Annotated in this window: 17 protein-coding genes; all 17 read right to left on the reverse strand. The window is 46.5% G+C overall.

The window, feature by feature from the left end; all coding sequences use genetic code 11:
• Positions 1-164: 164 nt before the first annotated feature.
• A complete protein-coding gene (locus OKC30_RS12540; protein ID WP_270809642.1) occupies positions 165-2,336 on the reverse strand; it encodes a polysaccharide biosynthesis tyrosine autokinase in 2,172 nt (723 codons plus the stop codon).
• A gap of 62 nt (positions 2,337-2,398) precedes the next feature.
• Positions 2,399-2,827 carry an arsenate reductase/protein-tyrosine-phosphatase family protein gene (locus OKC30_RS12545; protein ID WP_041206062.1) on the reverse strand — a complete coding sequence of 143 codons (429 nt, stop codon included), beginning with the start codon at positions 2,825-2,827 and terminating at the stop codon, positions 2,399-2,401.
• 235 nt (positions 2,828-3,062) lie between these two features.
• A complete protein-coding gene (locus tag OKC30_RS12550; protein WP_270809643.1) occupies positions 3,063-4,178 on the reverse strand; it encodes a polysaccharide export protein in 1,116 nt (371 codons plus the stop codon).
• Between the two features lie 323 nt (positions 4,179-4,501).
• A complete protein-coding gene (locus OKC30_RS12555; protein ID WP_103859177.1) occupies positions 4,502-5,668 on the reverse strand; it encodes a nucleotide sugar dehydrogenase in 1,167 nt (388 codons plus the stop codon).
• Between the two features lie 12 nt (positions 5,669-5,680).
• The gene (locus OKC30_RS12560; RefSeq protein WP_270809644.1) at positions 5,681-6,694 is read right to left on the reverse strand and encodes an NAD-dependent epimerase; all 1,014 of its coding nucleotides are present in this window, start codon (positions 6,692-6,694) and stop codon (positions 5,681-5,683) included.
• Between the two features lies 1 nt (position 6,695).
• Positions 6,696-7,817 carry a glycosyltransferase family 4 protein gene (locus OKC30_RS12565; protein ID WP_270809645.1) on the reverse strand — a complete coding sequence of 374 codons (1,122 nt, stop codon included), beginning with the start codon at positions 7,815-7,817 and terminating at the stop codon, positions 6,696-6,698.
• A gap of 39 nt (positions 7,818-7,856) precedes the next feature.
• Positions 7,857-8,945, reverse strand: a complete 1,089-nt coding sequence (locus OKC30_RS12570) for a glycosyltransferase (RefSeq protein WP_270809646.1) — start codon at positions 8,943-8,945, stop codon at positions 7,857-7,859.
• A complete protein-coding gene (gene wzy, locus OKC30_RS12575) occupies positions 8,942-10,366 on the reverse strand; it encodes an O-antigen polysaccharide polymerase Wzy (protein ID WP_270809647.1) in 1,425 nt (474 codons plus the stop codon). The genes OKC30_RS12570 and wzy overlap by 4 nt, the downstream gene beginning before the upstream one ends.
• 7 nt (positions 10,367-10,373) lie before the next feature.
• On the reverse strand, positions 10,374-11,441 hold the full coding sequence (locus OKC30_RS12580; protein ID WP_270809648.1) for a glycosyltransferase family 4 protein: 1,068 nt from the start codon (positions 11,439-11,441) through the stop codon (positions 10,374-10,376).
• Positions 11,438-12,415, reverse strand: coding sequence for a glycosyltransferase family 2 protein (locus tag OKC30_RS12585; RefSeq protein ID WP_210557122.1), 978 nt, complete (start codon positions 12,413-12,415; stop codon positions 11,438-11,440). Before OKC30_RS12585 ends, OKC30_RS12580 begins: the two co-directional genes overlap by 4 nt.
• A 7-nt stretch (positions 12,416-12,422) precedes the next feature.
• Positions 12,423-12,833 carry a DapH/DapD/GlmU-related protein gene (locus OKC30_RS12590; protein WP_216368194.1) on the reverse strand — a complete coding sequence of 137 codons (411 nt, stop codon included), beginning with the start codon at positions 12,831-12,833 and terminating at the stop codon, positions 12,423-12,425.
• Between the two features lie 142 nt (positions 12,834-12,975).
• Positions 12,976-14,226, reverse strand: a complete 1,251-nt coding sequence (locus OKC30_RS12595; protein WP_171269886.1) for an O-antigen translocase — start codon at positions 14,224-14,226, stop codon at positions 12,976-12,978.
• On the reverse strand, positions 14,223-15,326 hold the full coding sequence (locus OKC30_RS12600) for a DegT/DnrJ/EryC1/StrS family aminotransferase (protein ID WP_171269887.1): 1,104 nt from the start codon (positions 15,324-15,326) through the stop codon (positions 14,223-14,225). The genes OKC30_RS12595 and OKC30_RS12600 overlap by 4 nt, the downstream gene beginning before the upstream one ends.
• Positions 15,323-16,240 carry a WxcM-like domain-containing protein gene (locus tag OKC30_RS12605; RefSeq protein ID WP_182957904.1) on the reverse strand — a complete coding sequence of 306 codons (918 nt, stop codon included), beginning with the start codon at positions 16,238-16,240 and terminating at the stop codon, positions 15,323-15,325. The genes OKC30_RS12600 and OKC30_RS12605 overlap by 4 nt, the downstream gene beginning before the upstream one ends.
• Before the next feature lie 78 nt (positions 16,241-16,318).
• Positions 16,319-17,179, reverse strand: a complete 861-nt coding sequence (rfbA, locus tag OKC30_RS12610; RefSeq protein ID WP_171269889.1) for a glucose-1-phosphate thymidylyltransferase RfbA — start codon at positions 17,177-17,179, stop codon at positions 16,319-16,321.
• Positions 17,176-18,264: a dTDP-glucose 4,6-dehydratase gene (gene rfbB, locus OKC30_RS12615; RefSeq protein ID WP_171269890.1), complete on the reverse strand. Its 1,089-nt coding sequence runs from the start codon at positions 18,262-18,264 to the stop codon at positions 17,176-17,178. Before rfbB ends, rfbA begins: the two co-directional genes overlap by 4 nt.
• Positions 18,265-18,315: 51 nt before the next feature.
• Positions 18,316-19,395 (reverse strand): UDP-N-acetylglucosamine--undecaprenyl-phosphate N-acetylglucosaminephosphotransferase, encoded by a 1,080-nt coding sequence (wecA, locus tag OKC30_RS12620; protein WP_270809649.1) that lies wholly within the window; start codon positions 19,393-19,395, stop codon positions 18,316-18,318.
• Positions 19,396-19,859: the final 464 nt, after the last annotated feature.

The following is a 19,859-nucleotide window of genomic DNA, read 5'->3' on the forward strand; positions in this document are numbered from 1 at the left end:
TGACTCATGATGAACCCTGTTCCATGGCTCCAGATGACAAACATGATCTCATATCAGGGACTTGTTCGCACCTTCCCTAGTATTACTCAAAGGAGGCATCAATTGAAGCTTCAATTTCTCCCCCCTGAATATTACCAATCCCTTATCTATTATCTATGGCCGGATCAGGCTTTGGTTTTATCACCATAACTATATTGATAATATCCGTAATTACCGTAATAACTGCTGGCTTTCTTTTCTACCACATTGAGCAGAATACCCTTGATCACTACACCATTTTGCTCGAAGCGACGAATCGCCACTTCCACCTCTTTCACCGCTGTCTGGGCAAAGCGTGCCACCAGCAAGGACGCCCCCACATGCTGACCGACGATGGCCGCATCCGTGACCGCCAGGATCGGCGGGGAGTCGACGATGACAAAGTCATAACGCTCACTTGCCCAATCCAGCAATGCTTTGAAACGAGGGTGCATCAGCAGTTCAGATGGGTTGGGCGGCACGGCGCCACGACAGACAAAATCGAGCCCATCAAAGCCGGTCTTGCTGATCACCTGCATCATCTCAGTCTGACCACCCAGATAGGCGCTCAAGCCCGCCCCCATCTCCTGTCCCATGACTTTTTGCATATATCCCTTGCGCAAGTCAGCATCGATGACCAGCACCTTTTTGCCCCCCATGGCCAGGATGGCGGCAAAATTGGTAGACACAAAGGTTTTGCCTATGCCGGGACCTGGACCAGCGATCATCACTATGTTGTTTTTGGCCTCCATCATGGCGAAATGGAGACTGGTACGCAGGCTGCGCAGCGACTCCATAGCCAGGTCTGCCGGATTACGGGCAGCCAGCAAGGCTTCATTGAGTGGCATTGCCTGTCGCCGCTTCTTCTGCTGCTCGATCTTGGCCTGCTCTTCGGAATAGGGGATGGTGGCATAGACTGACAGCCCCATCTCTTCCAGCTGTTCCGGACTCTCCACACCACGGTGGAATGCAGCGCGCACCAAGATCAAGCCAACTGACAGCATACCACCCAGCAGAGTCGCCAGTACCACGATCAGCGGTTTCTTCGGCTTGACGGCGCGGGTTTCAACGGCGGCATCATCGATGATCCGCACATTGCCGATGGTGCCCGCCTTCATGATATTGAGCTCCTGCTGCTTATTGAGCAGCTGGACGAAGATCTCTTGACCCACCTGTACATCACGGGTCAGACGCAAAATCTCCTGTTGGGTTTTTGGCAGACGCTTGATCGACTTGTTGATGGTATTTTTGGTATTCATCAAGGTCTGGCGCTTTTCCATCAGGGCGATGTAAGCGGGGTGCTGGCGGGTATAAAGTTGCTGCAACTCAGCTTCCCGGAAGGTCAGCTCGTTGAGCTGCTTCTCGAGGCCCACCATGGTATCCAGTGCGGCCTTGGCTTCCAGCGACAGATCGACCGACTCATTCTGCTGACGATAAACATTCAACAGCTCTTCAGAACGGTTCAGCTCATCTTTGACTTGGGGCAAATGGACCTGCAGGAAATCCAGGCTCTTCTGGGCTTCTTCGGTCTTGCGCACCACGTTCTGCTGCAGGTAGTTCTGGCTGATGTTGTCGAGCACCGCACGAATGCGGCCCTTGTCTTCCCCTTCCAGTGCCAGCGAGATGATCCCGGTATTTTTGCCCTTTTCACTGACCTGAAGACCACTTTGCAACTCGGCAATCACATCCAGTACCGGCTGTTTGACTAGCGTGAAGACTTGCCCCTCATCGGCTGCCACATCAGACAACAGCAGGGTGACATCCTCTTTCTCAAGCAGCTTGCCTACCTGACCTTCCAGCACCCGCCCCTCAACCTCGAGGGTAAAGTGTTTGTCTGCGCTAACCGTCAGCGTCAGCGGCGTCCCCAGCAATTCAGGCGCCACCTCAAAGCGGCTCACCGCCATCTTGGGATAGGGATGGCCCATCAGCCGTGACAGACCACGACCAACCAGCGGGAAGAAATTGGGTGTCACTACGGTGTCGAGATGAAGCTCTTGTACCGTACGGCCAAGCACCATACGAGAAGTCAGCAGTTCAATCTCGGCAGCGGCATCAGGCTGTTCACCGCCCAATACATCAGCCATATCCCCGAGCAGCGCAGCACCACTGGCTTTTTTCTCCACCTGCAGCAAGGCGTTTGCCTTGAAGACCGGGGTCGCCAACAGGGCGTATGCAACGCCAAGAACCATAAACAGAGCGGTGATCGTCACAATCCACCAACGGCCATCGATCAGGTAACCCAGCAGGCGCCCCAGATCGATCTCGTCATTCTCCACCGCGGCACTGCTCTGCCGGGACGAAACAGAAGAAGTCGTCATTAAACACAATCCATATTTATTGTCAGATACAACCCAAACACCACCAGACGCTGCGGATGTCGTTACAGTTTTTTCGCCCACCCATCGGCGCAACGCACCAACAGCTGGTAAACATGTTCGTAAGCTTCCCGGCTCAGACGATAGGGATCGGGCACTTCACTCTCTCCCTGCCAGTGGCCAAACAGCATGGTTTTGCCACGGGCCCCCGGGTCGATGGCCGTGACGGCAGAGATATGCCCTTTCTCCATCACCAGGATCAGATCGGCATCCTGACAGAGCTCGCGGGTCAGTTGGCGCGCCGAGTGTCCCTCAAGGGAAAACCCATGCTGCTGTGCCACCTCGCTCGCGACCTTGTCGGCCGGCTTGTCAACCAGGGCACTGACCCCGGCAGAACTGACCTGACGGCCGGGCAAACGCTCGCGAAGCAGTCGTTCACCGGTTGGAGAGCGGCAAATATTGCCCACACACACCACAAGAATTTTTTCAAACATATCGCTGTCGCTCTTTAAAAATAAAATCTGCAGCCACCGCCCCTCACTACGTGCATCTTCCTGAAGGGGGGCGGATAGAGGGCATAGCCCCCTGCCTTGCCCTCCCCATTCGTTACCGTATCAAGGCAACAAACAACCGGAGATAAGGGAGGCATCAGCCCCCCCCAATGCCGTCTCCCTGAGGGAATGCGGCTACACGTCAATCAAGCGGGAGAGGTTAAGCAACATCACGGCCTTACCAGTTGCGAACCCGCAGCATGCCTTCGGTCAGCTCGTTAAATCCGTTGATGGAGGGCACCAGTTGACTCAACACGCGATTCCAGCGCGTCACCGGCGCCGTGGTGACATAAACCACATCGTAAGGTTGCAACGCAAACTCAGTGCCCATCACCAGCGCGGTGGCATCACTCAGGTCGAGCTGATAAATGGCGGCTTTCTCTTGGGCTTTCGCGGCGGGGCGCAATACGAAGATGCCGGTTGCATTGGCAGCATTCTGGTTAAGGCCCTCGGCACTGCTCAGTGCTTCGGTCAGGCTCATCCCCTCACGACCAATGGTCAGGGTCGATGCCTTGTTGACCTCACCCATCACAAAGACTTTCTGGGCATCGTTGCGCGGCACATAAAGCATGTCGCCGTCACGCATCAACTGATTGTGAGAGAGATCCCCATACTGCAGCAGATCCTGCATGGAGAGCGGGAACTCCTTGCCCTGGCGGGTCAACACCACATGGTGCCAATCCGCGGTCGGGGTCAACCCGCCAGCCAGATTGAAGGCATCAAGCAGGGTCATCGGCACATTGGTGATGGGCTGAGCGCCAGGTTTGGCTACTTCGCCGGAGATGTAGACCTTCTGGGAGCGGAAAGCGGCAATGCTGACATCGACCTGTGGGCTTTCAATAAACTGAGCCAACCGCTTGGCAATATCCACACGGATTTCAGATACCGTTTTTCCCACCACGGCGACCTTGCCGATATAGGGGTAGAAGATGGAACCATCCGCATGTACCCAGTTACCCGCCTCGCTCGCGCTGCGGTAGGAGCCGGCAGGAATGGTCAACTCCGGGTGATCCCACACCGTCACATTGAGGATGTCGCCAACCCCGATACGGTACTCATAACTGCTGATCTGGCGATTGAGCTCAGGGTTGGCCTTGCCCACCACAGGCGCCTTGCGCAACTCGCTGACCAGTGCTGGCGTCACCGGGTAGACATCGGCCAGTTGATCAACATCAACCGTTCCGGTAGCCACCTCGGTCTTGCCGCTGGTTGAAAGATTGGTACCCGGCACCACAGTACATGCACTGAGCAGAGCCACGGCCGACAACAGAGGGATGAGCTGAATCCTTTTCACTTCCACACCTTATTTAGCTTGCCATCAAAAACTGACTGGAAAAAATCGCTGTATGATAGCGGAGTTCAGGGAAAATCATGAGGAATATTTACCAAGAAAAACGGATAGATCGTCTGAAGACACAAGGCATCAAGCACGAAGTAACCACATGCATAACATGCCCATCAACAACCCCCAACCCAATCGCTTCCTATATCGGGTCATGACCCTGCCTGGTCCAGTGGCAGGGTGCCATGATGAAAACATGATGGACGATCCGATATGAGCGACCTTGATAAACGCGCCATGACAGACTGCCCGCAAAGGGCAGCCTGTGTCAGGGATTAATCACTACCAAACAGATCTCGGGTATATACCTTGTCCATGACATCACTCAGCTCATCGACCATGCGGTTTGCCAGAATCACATCGCAGCTTGCTTTAAATTCGGCAAGATCAGTCATTACCCGGGAATGGAAGAATTCGGATTCTGTCAGACTAGGTTCATAGACCACCAGTTCAATGCCTTTGGCCTTGATCCGTTTCATGACCCCTTGAATGGCAGAGGCACGGAAATTGTCCGACCCCGCTTTCATCACCAGTCGATAAACACCGACACGGGATGGATTTTTACGGATCACCGAATCGGCAATGAAATCCTTGCGTGTGGTATTGGAGTCCACAATGGCACGGATCAGGTTATTGGGAACATTGTTGTAGTTCGCCAACAACTGCTTGGTGTCTTTTGGCAGGCAATAGCCACCATAACCAAAGGAGGGGTTGTTGTAATGGCTGCCAATACGTGGGTCGAGGCCGATGCCATCAATCACCTGCCGACTGTCCAGCCCGTGCAGTTGGGCATAGGTATCGAGCTCGTTGAAAAATGCCACTCGCATCGCAAGGTAGGTATTGGCAAACAGCTTGATCGCCTCTGCTTCTGTGCTGTCAGTGAAAAGCACCGGCACATCTTGCTTGATGGCGCCTTCCAGCAGCAGGTTGGCAAATACCTGAGCCCGCTCTGAACGCTCCCCCACTACGATGCGCGAAGGATGCAGGTTGTCATAAAGTGCGCGCCCTTCACGCAAAAATTCTGGTGAGAAAATCAGATTGGCACATCCCAACTCCTCCCGCAGCCGAGCAGTAAAGCCCACCGGAATCGTCGATTTGATCACCATGACTGCATCAGGATTGATGGCCATCACATCCTTGACCACGGACTCCACGGTACTGGTGTTGAAATAATTGGTCTCTGGATCATAATCGGTCGGCGTGGCAATGATGACAAAGGCAGCGCCCTGATAAGCCGCCTCTTTATCCAGCGTGGCACGCAGATTCAAATCTCGGCTGGCCAGATAGCTTTCTATCTCTTTATCCACGATGGGAGAGCGGCCCTGATTGATCATCTCGACCTTGCTGGCAATCACATCAACGGCCACCACCTCATGGTGCTGTGCCAGCAATACCGCATTGGACAAACCGACATAACCCGTACCACAAATCGCAATTTTCACAACAAACCTCGCTTACCGCTGCGCGTTATAATAGTTTTTATACCATTCGACAAAGGCCTGAACCCCTTTCTCAACAGACATGACAGGACGATACCCTGTTGCTTCGAAGAAATCTTCGGTGTCAGCCCAAGTGGCATACACATCACCAGCCTGCATTGGCAACATATTTTTGATGGCATCAATGCCCAACGCCTTTTCCAGGGCATCGATAAAATCCATCAATTTGACAGGACTGCCATTACCGATATTGAAGATACGATAAGGTGCACTGCTGTCAGCGGGCGAACCTTTCTCTGACTGCCAGTCAGGATTGGCAACCGGTACCACATCGGCAATGCGCAAGATACCCTCAACAATATCGTCGATATAGGTAAAGTCACGGCTCAACTGGCCGTTGTTATACACATCGATTGGCTGGCCAGCCAACATGGCTTTGGTGAACTTGAACAGCGCCATGTCAGGGCGACCCCATGGTCCATAGACGGTGAAAAAGCGCAGACCTGTGGTTGGAATGCCGTACAGATGGGAATAGGTGTGCGCCATCAGCTCATTGGCCTTTTTCGAAGCGGCATAGAGTGAGACGGGGTGATCGACGGCATCTTGGGTGGCAAACGGCATTTTGCCGTTCATGCCATACACAGAGCTGGAAGAGGCATAGACCAGATGTTTGACACCGTTGTGACGGCACCCTTCCAGGATGGCCAAATGCCCTGCCAGGTTGCTGTCAGCATAGGCAAAGGGATTCTCCAGGGAGTAACGCACACCGGCCTGCGCAGCCAGATGAATAACCCGTTCAAATTGCTCCTTGGCAAACAATTCGGCCATGCCTGCCCGATCGGCCAGATCAAGTTTGCGAAAATCAAAATTGGCTTCACCCGCCAGCCGGGCGAGACGGCTCTCTTTTAACGAGACTTCGTAATAATCATTAAGATTATCGATACCGATAACAGTATGACCTTGCTGACAAAGACGCTGACTAACAGCACTACCAATAAATCCAGCGGCACCCGTGACTAAATATTTCATGTTACGACTCCGATAACACATGTTGATACTGCTCAAGAACCAAAGACTCACTAAAATGACTTACCATAAAGTTACGACTAGCGAGCCCCATTTCCTGACGTTCTCTAATGTCAAGTTCAACTATTTTTTTCATCGCATCAAACAGTGCAACACTACTACGTGGTGAAATCAAATATCCATTCACCCCATCAATGACAGTTTCACGACAACCAACAGAATCGGTAGTAATCAGTGGCAAACCACAACTACCAGCTTCCAACAATGAGCGCGGTACACCTTCACGATAATAGCTTGGCAAGATAAAGCAATCGGCATTATGCAAAGCGGCCACTACATTATCTGTGGTACCTAAATACTCAATAGTACCATTGTGACACGCTTCATCAAGTTCAACTTTTGGTAGCTCTGCTGCTGTACCACCATGTTTACCCAACACTTGAAAGATACAATACGGGTAGATGGCTTTGAGTTGACTGGCTGCGCTAATATATTCCCGAATGCCCTTTTCGAGTAAAAGTCTGGCAGAGAACAAAAATACAAAGGACAGCTGGGTAGAACTTGCAACTTCAAGTGACTTTGCTTGTTGGTAGGTAAAACGATGAACATCAACACCAGAGCCAGGCAGCACACTATTGCGTGTTTTTTTTAACAGATCTTTTTCAATAAAAAGGGCCTGATCATCTTTATTTTGAAAAAAAACATGTTGGGATTGACTTAAACAAACTCGATAAAGTAATTGCATTAAGTTTTGCAGTAAACCAGAACTGGAAAAGGTACGGCCGAGCCCAGCAATATTGTTGATCACTTTGCAACCCAGAAGACCTGCAATAAAACCGCCATAGATATTCGGTTTGGCAGTAAAACCTAAATAGTAATCAGGTTTTATTCTTTTAATAAGCTTACGATAGGCTAACAGTGTAACAATATCTTTAAATGGCGCAATGGAGCTAGAAGCCATTCTGATATCATGCACTACAAAACCTAATTTACGCAGCTGTTCACTATATTGATCTTTTGGGGCGATAATTTCGACTTGATAATTTTTAGCCAGAAAACGAACAAGTTCAAGACGAAAATTAAATATGCTCCAACTGGTATTGGACGAAATGACTATTTTTTTCAAAATAAACTCTTAAAGTTAATGTTATAAATTTTGTAGATACTAAATAGTATATAATTCAAGCCATCTATTAGTAGCTGCCTCTAATGAATAATTTTGAATAACCCTCTCACGCGCTAATTTTCCTTGTGCTTTAGCTGCAGCGTGGCTTAATGATAGTCCTTGTAGTAACCCTTGCGACAGAGCTATGCTATTTTTTGCTGGAACCAAAATTCCGCACTCACCTAGTACCTCTTTAACCCCACCACAATCAGTAGCTACTACCACTCGCTCACAAGCCATGGCCTCGGCAACAACCAAACCAAACCCCTCCCAAGCAGATGAAAGAACAAAAACATCAGCAGCACTCATCCATTTATGGACATCATGTTGCAACCCCAAAAATTGCACCCGTGGTAACAAACCTAATTTTGTAGCCATAGCTTCAATTTTAGCTTGTTCCTCACCGATACCAATTATCGCCAATTGCGTGCGGCTTAACTCGCCGGGCAATTGGCTAAAGGCGCTTAATAAATTGGGGTAATCTTTTTGTACGTTGAAGCGACCGACAGACAAGATTAATAGAGAATCAGCAGCTAGTTTTAATTGAGCTCGTAAGGCTTCACGACTATCATGATTATAGGTAAAACGCGAGGTATCAATTCCATTATGCATCGCCAGCATACGCTCAGTAGGCACAGCACCTAGTGAAACAAAGGCATCAACAGCCTCTTGGCTTACATTCGTGCTTATATCACATAACTTATCTGTAATACGATATGCAAGCATACGCCCACGCCCACCTTCGCTGGTATTGTGAGCGGTACAAATCAGTTTTGGTATGCGAACGCTCAATCGCAACAGTCGGGAAAACAAGTTGGCGTGCACCATATGGCTATGCACCACATCAGGCTTAAATTGCTTGATTAACTGCCGCGCTTTCCAATAGGCTTTAATAAACCCCAAGGGAGTTTTAGCCATATTAAGCTCTTCGATTTTAATATTGACCGATTGCGGACGGTTAACCGTGTCGCCGGTCATGGAGATTAACAAAACCGAGTGCCCTTTATTGGCAAATTGATCGGCCAAGTCACAAACTTGCCGCTCCGCCCCGCCCATGCCAAGGCCGGTAATGATGAGGGTGATATTCATTGTTGATAATGACCCTTACTTTTAGCAATTAAAAAAAATACCATTATCATGATGAAAATATAAATGGCAGAAATAAAAAGTACATTAAAACCATTCCTTGGTGAAAATAGCAATATAGGGAACATCGCAACAATAAAGACCCTTGCCTTAACATTAGATACTGATTTTAGTTCAATCTTTCTTACTCCGAAACCCAACAAAAATGACAACAATGAAAAAACAGTGAAGGCCTTACCTGACAAAATATATAATTCGCCGATTATAGAACTACCCAAACCAGCGCCATTGAAAAACATAGCAGAATTGGCACTATGTGATATAAATGTTGTAATACTAGAATTGTAAAAAGGCTCATTAGGGAAAAATAACAAAAACACCCTAGATGCCATGGGTATAAATGATTGCAATAAAGACTGAATGGGATACTCTAAATCAGCAAAACTGATATACCCAACGACGGAAAGTGATATTCCTTGAGAATAAATAAAATTCAAAAAAGCATTCAATACATCACTATCAGTAGATGAACCATCCGCACGAGCCGAGAATTGAAAAACAAACATCATAAAAAAATAACAAAAAATGCCTAAAAATAGTAATTTTATAAAGCTAATTTTTTTTTCACCAGTTAAATAATAGACATATAGCAATGTAAGCAACGCTGTTACAAGCCCCCCCCTTGCTCCCGTAAACCCGCTCAAAATAGCCATAATAAGATAAATCAGAAAATATTTTTTATTGTTTTTTTCGACAACCACCAATACAGCAAAACTGACGAAATAGATTAAACCCAATATACTAGATGAGCCACCACCATCCATTTGGTTTTGATATAAAGCCAAATAACCACCACTCAGTGTTGATATAATGGCTTTGATTGTTGAAATTCCATTTATAAAACATGAAAATAAAAATAAAAACTTCAAAAATAGAATTGTCTTAGCTGATATATGAAATTCATTTTTCTGCTCATAGCTATTTTTTTGAACGGGGGATATATAACCAAGTGTCATAAATAGCAGAAATGAATTAACTAGAAACACAAGCATTAATTGGTCTTGCTGATTTGGTGAAAATGAAGTCATCCAAGTTACTTGCAATAATTCAGTTAATGAGTTAACCAAACCATTTGTCACTCCAAAAACTGATGAAAAAGAAACGGCAACAAATCGCCCAAAAATAAAAAAAACAATTGAAATATAGAAAAATGTTATTATAGAATTAATTTTAACCTTGTTGAGTCTGCACAAAAAAAACACAAAAGCTAACGTCGTCATTGATAAAATAGACGCATGCACATGAGTAACATCATTGCCAATAAATAACAATGTATAAATAAAAATAAAAAAAACAAACACTAAGAGAATTGAAATTCCTTTTTGAATGTAACTATTTTTATACTGCCTTTTAATATCATACATACAACTCTCACATTGAAAAAAGTTTAATCCATCGCTCTGTTATTACAGGCAAAGAGAAATTATTTGAATTAGCAATTGAATTCAAGCTAAATTCGTGCCAATTAACATTAATAGCAATATTAATTCCTTCAGATAAGGAATTAATATTACCAGCCTCACACAACCACCCAGTTTCACCATGCTTGATAATTTCTGCAGGGCCCGTATTACAGTCAAAAGAGACTATCGGCAAGCCATAGGCTTGGGCTTCAATCAATACTAGCGGTAAACCTTCATATCTCGAACTCATCACAAAAAAGGCTGCCTGATGATAATGAGCGGCGATATTATTGGTTTTTGGCACCAACTCCGTGCTAGTTTCAATATTTAATTCGCAGCGCAGTTGTTCGAGCATGGCTTTATCTTCACCATCACCCACGATGCGCAAACGCCAATCGGGGTGTAACGGTGCAACCTGCGCCCAGGCTTGCAGCAATAGATCAAAGCCCTTCTGATAAGTTAGGCGACCCACAGCTAAAAATAGTTTTTCTTTTTCTGGATTAATGTTGGTAGGGAGTGCAATAGTGACCGGATTAGGAATAGCGGTAATATGTGCCTTGCAGGTGGTATTGGCAAGCCAGAGCTGTTTATCTCGCTCGGTTAAGGTAATCACATCATCAGCAAACCGTGCAGCCAATTTACGGGCTAACCGGCGGCTAGCTTTACCTAAATCGACGTTGTAGTTGAAATGTTCCCAACAAATATGGCGTATATTCAAACCCAATACAGCTGGTAAGGCGTACAGTGCTAGCATTGACTCTACATCAATTAAAATATCGATGTGATGTTGCTGTAAATAACGCCGTAACTTGCCAATGGCCAAAGGCAAACGCAGCATACCACGCCCCGCCGTAGTAAACAGCTGGCTTATGTGAATACCATCAGCCAATTCAAAAAAAGGCTGATTGCCACACTGTAAGCTCAGCATATGGACTTGATAGCCACGGTGCTGTAATTCACTAGCAATTACCGACGAAACACGTTCAGTACCACCAGAATTGTTCAAATCACCAATAAAAAAACAGATACGTTTCATGCTTTATTTAAAACCTTGTGTAACTGTGCCGATAAAAACTCAGGCTTAATAGCAAGCACCATTAACATTGATAATTTAGAAAGAAATGTTACTTTATTTTCAAATAAAGCAGCTACTCGAATGGCTAATTTTGGCCAAAGCCGCTTACGTAACTTAAGTAGTTGTTGATTAGCATTCAATGTAGGGATAACTAACATCTCTTCTACCGCAATAATTTCATTAATAAAACTTAGATTAATCAAACGAGTTTTAGAATTACTAACACTATCCGCGATTCGGTATAACACAGTGATTGTGCTCATAAACTTAAGCTGATAACCCGCTTGGCAAAAATTAAACCACAGCGGATGGTCTTCCATCATGGGGAAGCGTTCATCTGCAAAACCAACACTAACTAATTTTGCACGATTGATAAATGCTGAAGGCGCACCACTGATACCTTGTCGTTGCAGATACTCAAATTGCTTTAATGCTGACAACTTAAAAAATTTTTGTGCACGGACTGTCGGTAATGTAGCTAAATTTTGTTTGAGACCACACTCAGTCACCTTGAAAGATTGCATCTTTGAAAACAATACTGTAATACTTTCACTTTTGTGCTCTGTGACATATTGAATGTTATCAGTCAAACAGTTAGGCATTAAAATATCATCCCCAGCAATGGTTTTTATCCACTCGGAAGTTGCAGCTTTCCATGCAACGTTGCAATTCATGGAGATGCCGCCATTTATTTTATTGGCAAAAAACTTCACGCTATGAAACTGAACTTGGTACTGATTCAACCAACCATTAATAACCTGTACCGTATTATCCTTTGAACCATCGTCGGAGATGATCAGTTCGATATTATCCGGGCCATAGCTTTGATTAACAATGCTGTCGAGAGTTTCCAGCACTGTAGCAGCGGAGTGATAAGTTATAACAGCGACTGTAACTATCTGTTTTTCAGGCATTGATGCTGTATTTGTATTCATATATATCTCATTTTAAGTCAAAAAAAGCCAACTCTAACCCTGCTTTCACAATCACATTGGCAGGTATATCTTGCGAAATAACGCTACCTGCGCCAATCACGCTGTTATCGCCAATGTTCACCCCTTGCAGCACCGTAACGTTCGCTCCGATAAACACATTACGACCAATACGCACTGGTTTACAGCTATAATCACTGCTTAGTCGCTTATCTGGATGTAGCGGATGAAAGTTGCTATCGAAGCAAATAAACCTCGGTCCAATCAGAGTATTATCACCAATGCTAATTGAACTTTTATCGGCAATAATTATGGTATTATTGTTGATATATACCCGCTTTCCAATATCGATTTTGGCACCGACCGCTTGAGCTTCTAGGTAACACTCACTATGATACAATTTTGGCGATGGATATGGCACCTAACATGCAATCATCACTTAATGTGATTAAACCTCCACCTTGCAAATTAAAGGAATGTATTACACGTATATTTCCGCCACAAAATACATTATTAAACCAACCAAACCGATACAAAAAACACTATTCTATATTTAATGGTGATTAACGGGCGAAATTCTTTACATTTAAGAAAGTAATTATAAAATATAGCGAGTAATTTACCAAATAGGCAACAGCCGCGCCTTTCAATCCCATCTTAGATACAAAAAAATACGTCAAGATAACAAGTGAAAGCGCAAATATAATTTCAGTTCCCATAAACCATTTGGTGGCACCCCGTGATAACATGGGATAGGCAAACAACCAGCTAGCAATTTTAATAACATCACCAGTTAACTGAATAGCAAACAGGTCACGGGCGCTACGGAACGCATCAGTAAATAACAATGAAATGGCAACATCACGTAATATATATACTCCCAAGGCCATTATGGCAACAATCGGGATAATTACGCGAGCTGTTTTATGAATTTCACTGACTATATCATCAACACTACTAAGCGATGCCAAGCGCGGCAAATAGTAAGTGCCGAGCGCCATGGTGATCACTCCTAAATAAACCTCTGAGATTTTATATACTGCTTGCCATTGACCTGTGGCATCCCATCCAACTTGAGAAATTAAAATATTACGAACCCAAATCAATGAAATTGGTACTGTTAATGCACTGGTAATAGCCATTAACATATATCCGCCGATCTGTTTGCGCGCCTCGGGTCTCACATCCCCCCACCAGTAATGCAACTTGAGCCAGGGCTGGCGCAGATTTGAAATTAACATCACCACCCCAATCAAGGCGGCTTGTACTGCAGCGGCTAATAATGCGCCGTCGATGTTGTGCAGGGAGATCATAGCTAGCATTACGCCGCCCGAAATCAGTGCTGAAAGCATACCAAGCCCGACATAACGGCGATATAACTGCTGGCCGTTGATCACCGAATTGCATAAGGTTCCGATGGCGGCAAACGGCAATACGATAACAGTGGCCATCACGACCCAGGCAAGGTTCACATCTTTTAATATACCGCTCGCAATCGGCTTAGCAAATAACAACCCAACAGGAATGGCAATAGCTGAAATAATCAATACCCATTGTAACGCAGCTCGCCACCAAGGTGCGCAAGCATCAAATCCTTGCTCTTTATATTCGGCGGTAAAGCGCACTACTCCGCTACCGGCAGGCGCATTAATTATGCCGTTTAAACTGCCGACCATGCTTTGCACTTGCCCGAGCATTGCCATGCCGGTGGGGCCAGTATAAATGGCCACCACCTTGGCAATCACAAAGCCCATTGCCATTTTAAGCAGTGTCAATAAACCTGTCATGGCAGTGACTTTGAATAAGCGTTTCATGCATTAAACCCATTTACCGCTGCAATCACTTTAGCAACTGACTCATCACTCATCGTTGGGTCAAGTGGAAGAGACAGAACTTGCTGATGGATTTCCTCCGTAAATGGCAGAGATATACTGTTCCACTGGCTATATGCCTGTTGTTTATGTGGTGCAACTGGATAGTGAATCAGTGTCTGAATACCCTGCTCAGTTAAATAAGCTTGCAGTGCTTCACGCTTTTCACAGCGCACAACAAACAGGTGCCAAACATGCGCCAATTCATCGATAACATTAGGCAACGTGACCAGTGGATTCACGATCCCCGAGCGATAAGTTTTAGCAATATGTTGGCGACGAATGGTCTCAGCTTCCAGGTACGGTAACTTTACACGCAACATTGCGGCTTGAATTTCATCCAGGCGACTATTTACTCCTTGGTAGAGGTTTTCATACTTCTTGTGTGATCCGTAATTACGCAGAGCTTTAATAGTTTGCGCTAATTCATCATGATTGGTCGTAATAGCACCACCATCTCCTAATGCCCCTAGATTTTTCCCGGGATAGAAGCTAAAACCAGCAGCATCCCCCCAATTACCAGCACGCTTGCCTTGAATTTCAGCTCCATGGGCTTGGGCACAATCTTCAAGCACCAGTAGATTATGCTCCCTAGCAATAGCCAACAGCTCAGGCATTGGGGAAAGCTGGCCATAGAGGTGAACCGGTAATATAGCCTTGGTGTTCGGGGTAATAGCAGCCGCAACAGTTGCTGATGCTAGATTAAATGTGGCCGAATCTGGCTCAACCAATACCGGCACCAAATCATTCTCAGTAATGGCGAGGATGGAAGCGATATAGGTATTGGCCTGAACAATCACCTCATCACCCGCCTTTAACCTGCCAAGCGCTTTCCATGCGCGCAGCACCAAGGTTAACGCATCCAGCCCGTTGGCAACACCGATTGCATACTTGGTACCACAGTAAGCAGCAAATTCTTGCTCAAAGGCAGTTAATTCAGAACCCATAATGTACCAGCCAGAATCGATGACTTTCGAACAGGCTTCTTTCAACTCTTCAGCATATTGAGTGTTAATTGATTTCAGGTCTAAAAATGGGATCATTTCTGTTTACTCAGCTCGATAAAGGATTGATATTCTCGAATATAATCATTAGCATCATAATTGTGTGAAGCAAAGACCAAAAGCACTGCATCCGGTGAATATTTATATTGCACACCCCAAGTCATCGCAGGTAAATATATGCCTTTGTTCGGACAATCTAACAAGTACTCTTCTCTATTTTCTCCATCATCAACTAATACGTTGCAACTACCACTCACACAAATTAAAAACTGTTGGCACTCTTTATGTGCATGCTCCCCTCGCACTTCTTTATTGGGGACACCAAAGACAGTGAAGTATCTTTTAGGTGTAAATGGAATTTCTTTTTCAAATTCACCAACAGATAAATTTCCACGCATGTCATTTACTAATTTGAATTTATGAAGGGTAACACCTTTGACTTTTGATTTTTCGAAAGTTACGTCAAATACATCGTTTGATGCTATTGTTTTTGTTTTTGCTGATACGTAGCCTTTTATTATGGCCGGATTCCCCATTACAATAGCATTTTCAGGTACGTTTCTCGTCACAACAGCGCCAGCCCCAACCATAGCATTTGCACCAATTGTAAGACCTGGTAATACAGTCGCATTTGCACCAATTGATGCGCCTTTATTTACCTCTGTTTTTAAGTACTCTTCTGGATAAGATTTTGATCTGGGGTTCTTATCATTCGTAAATGTTACGTTTGGGCCAATAAATACGTTATCTCCGATCCTAATGCCATCCCATAACTGAACACCAGATTTTATTGTCACGTTATCGCCAATCACTACATCATTTTCGACAAAGGAATTGGCACAGATATTACAACTTTTACCTATCACGGCTCCAGGCAAAACAACACAAAACTGCCAAATATTGGTATCATCTCCAATGTTTTTAGATTGCACATCAGATAATACATGAATCATATTCATACCTTTATAAAAAATTGAAATAGAATTTTTATTATTAGGTTGAAAAATCACTTAACACTAAGAGATGACGTTTCAAACTAATTTTAAAAGATATTGACCATATGCATTCTTTGCCAACGGCGCTGCAAGTTCACGAACCTGGTCAGCATTGATAAACTTTTGGCGATAGGCAATTTCTTCCGGGCAGGCAACTTTCAATCCCTGACGAGTCTCGATGGTCTGAATAAAGTTGCTCGCTTCTATCATGCTTTCATGAGTGCCGGTATCAAGCCAAGCATAACCACGGCCCATCATGGCCACCGACAGATTACCTTGCTTCAGGTAGATACGGTTCACATCGGTAATTTCCAGCTCACCACGTGGCGATGGCTTCAAGCTCTTGGCTATATCCACCACGCTATTGTCGTAGAAATAGAGTCCGGTGACCGCATAGTTGCTCTTGGGCTCCAACGGCTTCTCTTCCAGAGAAATAGCTGTGCCCTCTTTATCAAATTCCACCACCCCATAACGCTCGGGGTCATGCACATGGTAGGCAAAGACGGTAGCACCGCTCTCTTTGGCCGCTGCGGGCGCCAACTGTTTCTGCAGGTCGTGGCCATAGAAGATGTTATCGCCCAACACCAGCGCGCAGGGGTCTGACCCGATAAACTCTTCACCCAAGATAAAGGCTTGTGCCAACCCATCCGGACTTGGCTGCACCTTGTACTGCAAATTCAGGCCCCACTGGCTGCCATCACCCAACAATTGCTCAAAACGGGGGGCATCTTGCGGCGTGCTGATGATCAAGATATCGCGAATACCGGCCAGCATCAGAGTGCTGAGCGGGTAGTAGATCATCGGCTTGTCATAGATGGGCAGCAGTTGCTTGCTCACCGCCATGGTGACCGGATAAAGACGGGTGCCAGAGCCACCGGCCAGAATAATACCTTTCACTTTTTTTTATCCCCATACTGATGAGCAATCCAAGATTGATACGTACCACTCTTGACGTTGTTGACCCACTGTTTGTTATCCAGATACCACTGCACGGTTTTGCGAATGCCCGACTCGAAAGTTTCTTGCGGCTGCCAGGCGAGCTCACAGCTCATCTTGCTGGCATCGATGGCATAGCGGCGATCATGGCCAGGGCGATCCGCCACATAGGTGATTTGCTCACGATAAGAGCCCGCCTTCGGCACCATCTCGTCCAGCAGATCGCAGATGGTGTGTACCACCTCCAGATTCTGCTTCTCGTTATGACCGCCGATGTTGTAGGTCCCTCCGACCAAGCCCGTGGTCACCACCTTGTAGAGCGCGCGCGCGTGGTCTTCCACATAGAGCCAGTCACGGATCTGGTCGCCCTTGCCATAGACCGGCAGCGGCTTGCCATCCAGCGCGTTAAGGATCACCAGCGGGATCAGCTTCTCGGGGAAATGATAAGGGCCGTAGTTGTTGGAGCAGTTGGTGACGATGGTCGGCAGGCCGTAAGTACGGCGCCAGGCGCGCACCAGATGGTCACTGGAAGCCTTGGAGGCGGAATAGGGGCTGCTGGGGGCGTAGCGGGTCGTTTCGGTAAAGAGTGGCAATGGTTCACCGGCAACCACTTCATCCGGATGGGGCAGATCCCCATACACTTCGTCGGTGGAGATATGGTGGAAGCGGAAGGCAGACTTGCGCACATCATCCAGATCGTTCCAGTAAGCGCGAGCCGCTTCTAGTAACATATAGGTGCCAACGATATTGGTCTCGATGAAGTCGGCGGGGCCGGTAATGGAGCGGTCAACGTGGCTCTCTGCAGCTAGGTGCATTACCGCATCCGGCTTGTGCAGGTCAAACACCCGATCCAGCTCGGCACGGTTGCAGATATCCACTTGCTCAAACGCATAACGATCGCTTGACGATACATCAGCCAAGGATTCCAGATTGCCGGCATAGGTGAGTTTATCGAGATTGATCACGGCATCTTGGGTATCACGGATGATATGGCGCACTACAGCAGAGCCGATAAAGCCTGCGCCACCGGTAACGAGGATTTTCATTAAAGATGCCTATATTACAACGTTAGAAATAAAGTGTTTCTTGCGAAAGGATTAACTTTTTTTGATTCGGACCGAATCAGAGGATGGCGCTTTTATCTCTTTTACCCATCGCCCAAGCTTCCATGCATATGTCAGACAGAGCGAATAAACCACAAACAGCAACAGATAGAGCCCCATCATCAGCCACTCTGGTAATTTGGCCTGTTCGGCCAGAATACCGAAGAACACAACGCCGAGGTTGGCAACGACAATCAGCAATAGGGATTCGCGAGGGGTAAAACCGGCGTGGAGCAGAATATGATGCAGATGATTGCGATCCGGGCGCAGAGGGGATTGGCCTTTGCGAATACGTCGGATCATGATGCCCACCATATCCATCAGCGGCAGGCCGATCAGCCAGAGGGCGGTCACGGGGCGAAATGCAGGTTGCAGGTCATTATGTTGTGAACCAAACAGCACCAGATAGCCGATGATAAAGCCGAGGAACATGGAGCCTGCATCCCCCAGGAATATCTTTCGTTTGAAGGGAGGAATATTGAGATTGACCAGCAGATAAGGCACCAGTGCAATGGTGATGATCAGACAGAGCTGGGCCATGTCAGGCATGGTGTCGGTAAACAGGATGGAGAGCCCGATCAGCGAGATGCCAGCCATGCTGCCTGCAAGCCCGTCAATGCCATCCATCATGTTATAAGCATTGATGGCGGCGCAGACCGCGACTATGGCGACCAGCAGATCCACAAATGGGATGGTGAGATTTCCGACCCCCAGCACATCACCAAACTGATGAAGGCTGATATTGGTCGAGAGGCAGAGCACCAGGATCAGGAGGGCCTGCAAGCTCAACCGAATCCAGGGGGAGATATCCTTGGCATCGTCAATGGCACCAATCATCATCATGCAACCGGCACAACTCAGCATGATGATGATCGAACTTTGCAAGGGGATCGTGAAGAAGACGCTGAGGTAAACCCCCAGACACACTGCAATGCCTCCAATCAGAGGGACTGCACCAACGTGGTGTTTACGCTGATTCGGCAGATCAACAAGTTGTAATTTAGCTGACAATGGGCGCAAGCAAGCGATAGCCAGCGCGGTCCCAAAAAAGGCAACCAGACCAGACGTTTCCATTTTGTTTCATCCCTTGAAATTATCAGGTTCGTCATTTGGAACGACCTGCTTATAATTTGCCTTACGGCAGCCAGCACTTATTTAATGACAAAATTAACTGTAACAACCCAGATAGGAACCGATTCAAAAAAGCAATAAATTGGCTACCGCCCCTGAGTTACAGCTCCCAGTGTGCTCGCAGTCCACATATTGTTAAGTTTGCCAAAGATTTATGACAGTTTTTATCCTACTCACCTTGGCAAGCATGACGGCGAGGCGCTCGTTATGCTTATCCGTCGTGATAACCATGATCATACTGAGCCTATTAAGCACAAGAAGATACAAGATTAATTTTGAATCGGCTTGCATGATTCTACCTATGGTTTGCTCAAAATGGTAGCCCGGGAACATGTACAGAACCTTAAGCGGCAAGCGAATTAATAATACCGTCTAACGTGTTGTTTTGCTTGGATTTTCTCTGCCTA

This window comes from Aeromonas sp. QDB18 (assembly GCF_027705325.1).
Lineage (GTDB): Bacteria > Pseudomonadota > Gammaproteobacteria > Enterobacterales > Aeromonadaceae > Aeromonas > Aeromonas caviae.

What these genes read in the sequence shown, in the direction of transcription:
- OKC30_RS12605 (WP_182957904.1), bottom strand. Translation starts at nt 16,240, where the DNA reads ATGATTCATGTATTATCTGATGTGCAATCTAAAAACATTGGAGATGAT.
- wecA (WP_270809649.1), bottom strand. Translation starts at nt 19,395, where the DNA reads ATGGAAACGTCTGGTCTGGTTGCCTTTTTTGGGACCGCGCTGGCTATC.
- wzy (WP_270809647.1), bottom strand. Translation starts at nt 10,366, where the DNA reads ATGTATGATATTAAAAGGCAGTATAAAAATAGTTACATTCAAAAAGGA.
- OKC30_RS12570 (WP_270809646.1), bottom strand. Translation starts at nt 8,945, where the DNA reads ATGAATATCACCCTCATCATTACCGGCCTTGGCATGGGCGGGGCGGAG.
- rfbB (WP_171269890.1), bottom strand. Translation starts at nt 18,264, where the DNA reads ATGAAAATCCTCGTTACCGGTGGCGCAGGCTTTATCGGCTCTGCTGTA.
- OKC30_RS12585 (WP_210557122.1), bottom strand. Translation starts at nt 12,415, where the DNA reads ATGAATACAAATACAGCATCAATGCCTGAAAAACAGATAGTTACAGTC.
- OKC30_RS12540 (WP_270809642.1), bottom strand. Translation starts at nt 2,336, where the DNA reads ATGACGACTTCTTCTGTTTCGTCCCGGCAGAGCAGTGCCGCGGTGGAG.
- OKC30_RS12545 (WP_041206062.1), bottom strand. Translation starts at nt 2,827, where the DNA reads ATGTTTGAAAAAATTCTTGTGGTGTGTGTGGGCAATATTTGCCGCTCT.
- OKC30_RS12595 (WP_171269886.1), bottom strand. Translation starts at nt 14,226, where the DNA reads ATGAAACGCTTATTCAAAGTCACTGCCATGACAGGTTTATTGACACTG.
- OKC30_RS12560 (WP_270809644.1), bottom strand. Translation starts at nt 6,694, where the DNA reads ATGAAATATTTAGTCACGGGTGCCGCTGGATTTATTGGTAGTGCTGTT.
- OKC30_RS12600 (WP_171269887.1), bottom strand. Translation starts at nt 15,326, where the DNA reads ATGATCCCATTTTTAGACCTGAAATCAATTAACACTCAATATGCTGAA.
- OKC30_RS12580 (WP_270809648.1), bottom strand. Translation starts at nt 11,441, where the DNA reads ATGAAACGTATCTGTTTTTTTATTGGTGATTTGAACAATTCTGGTGGT.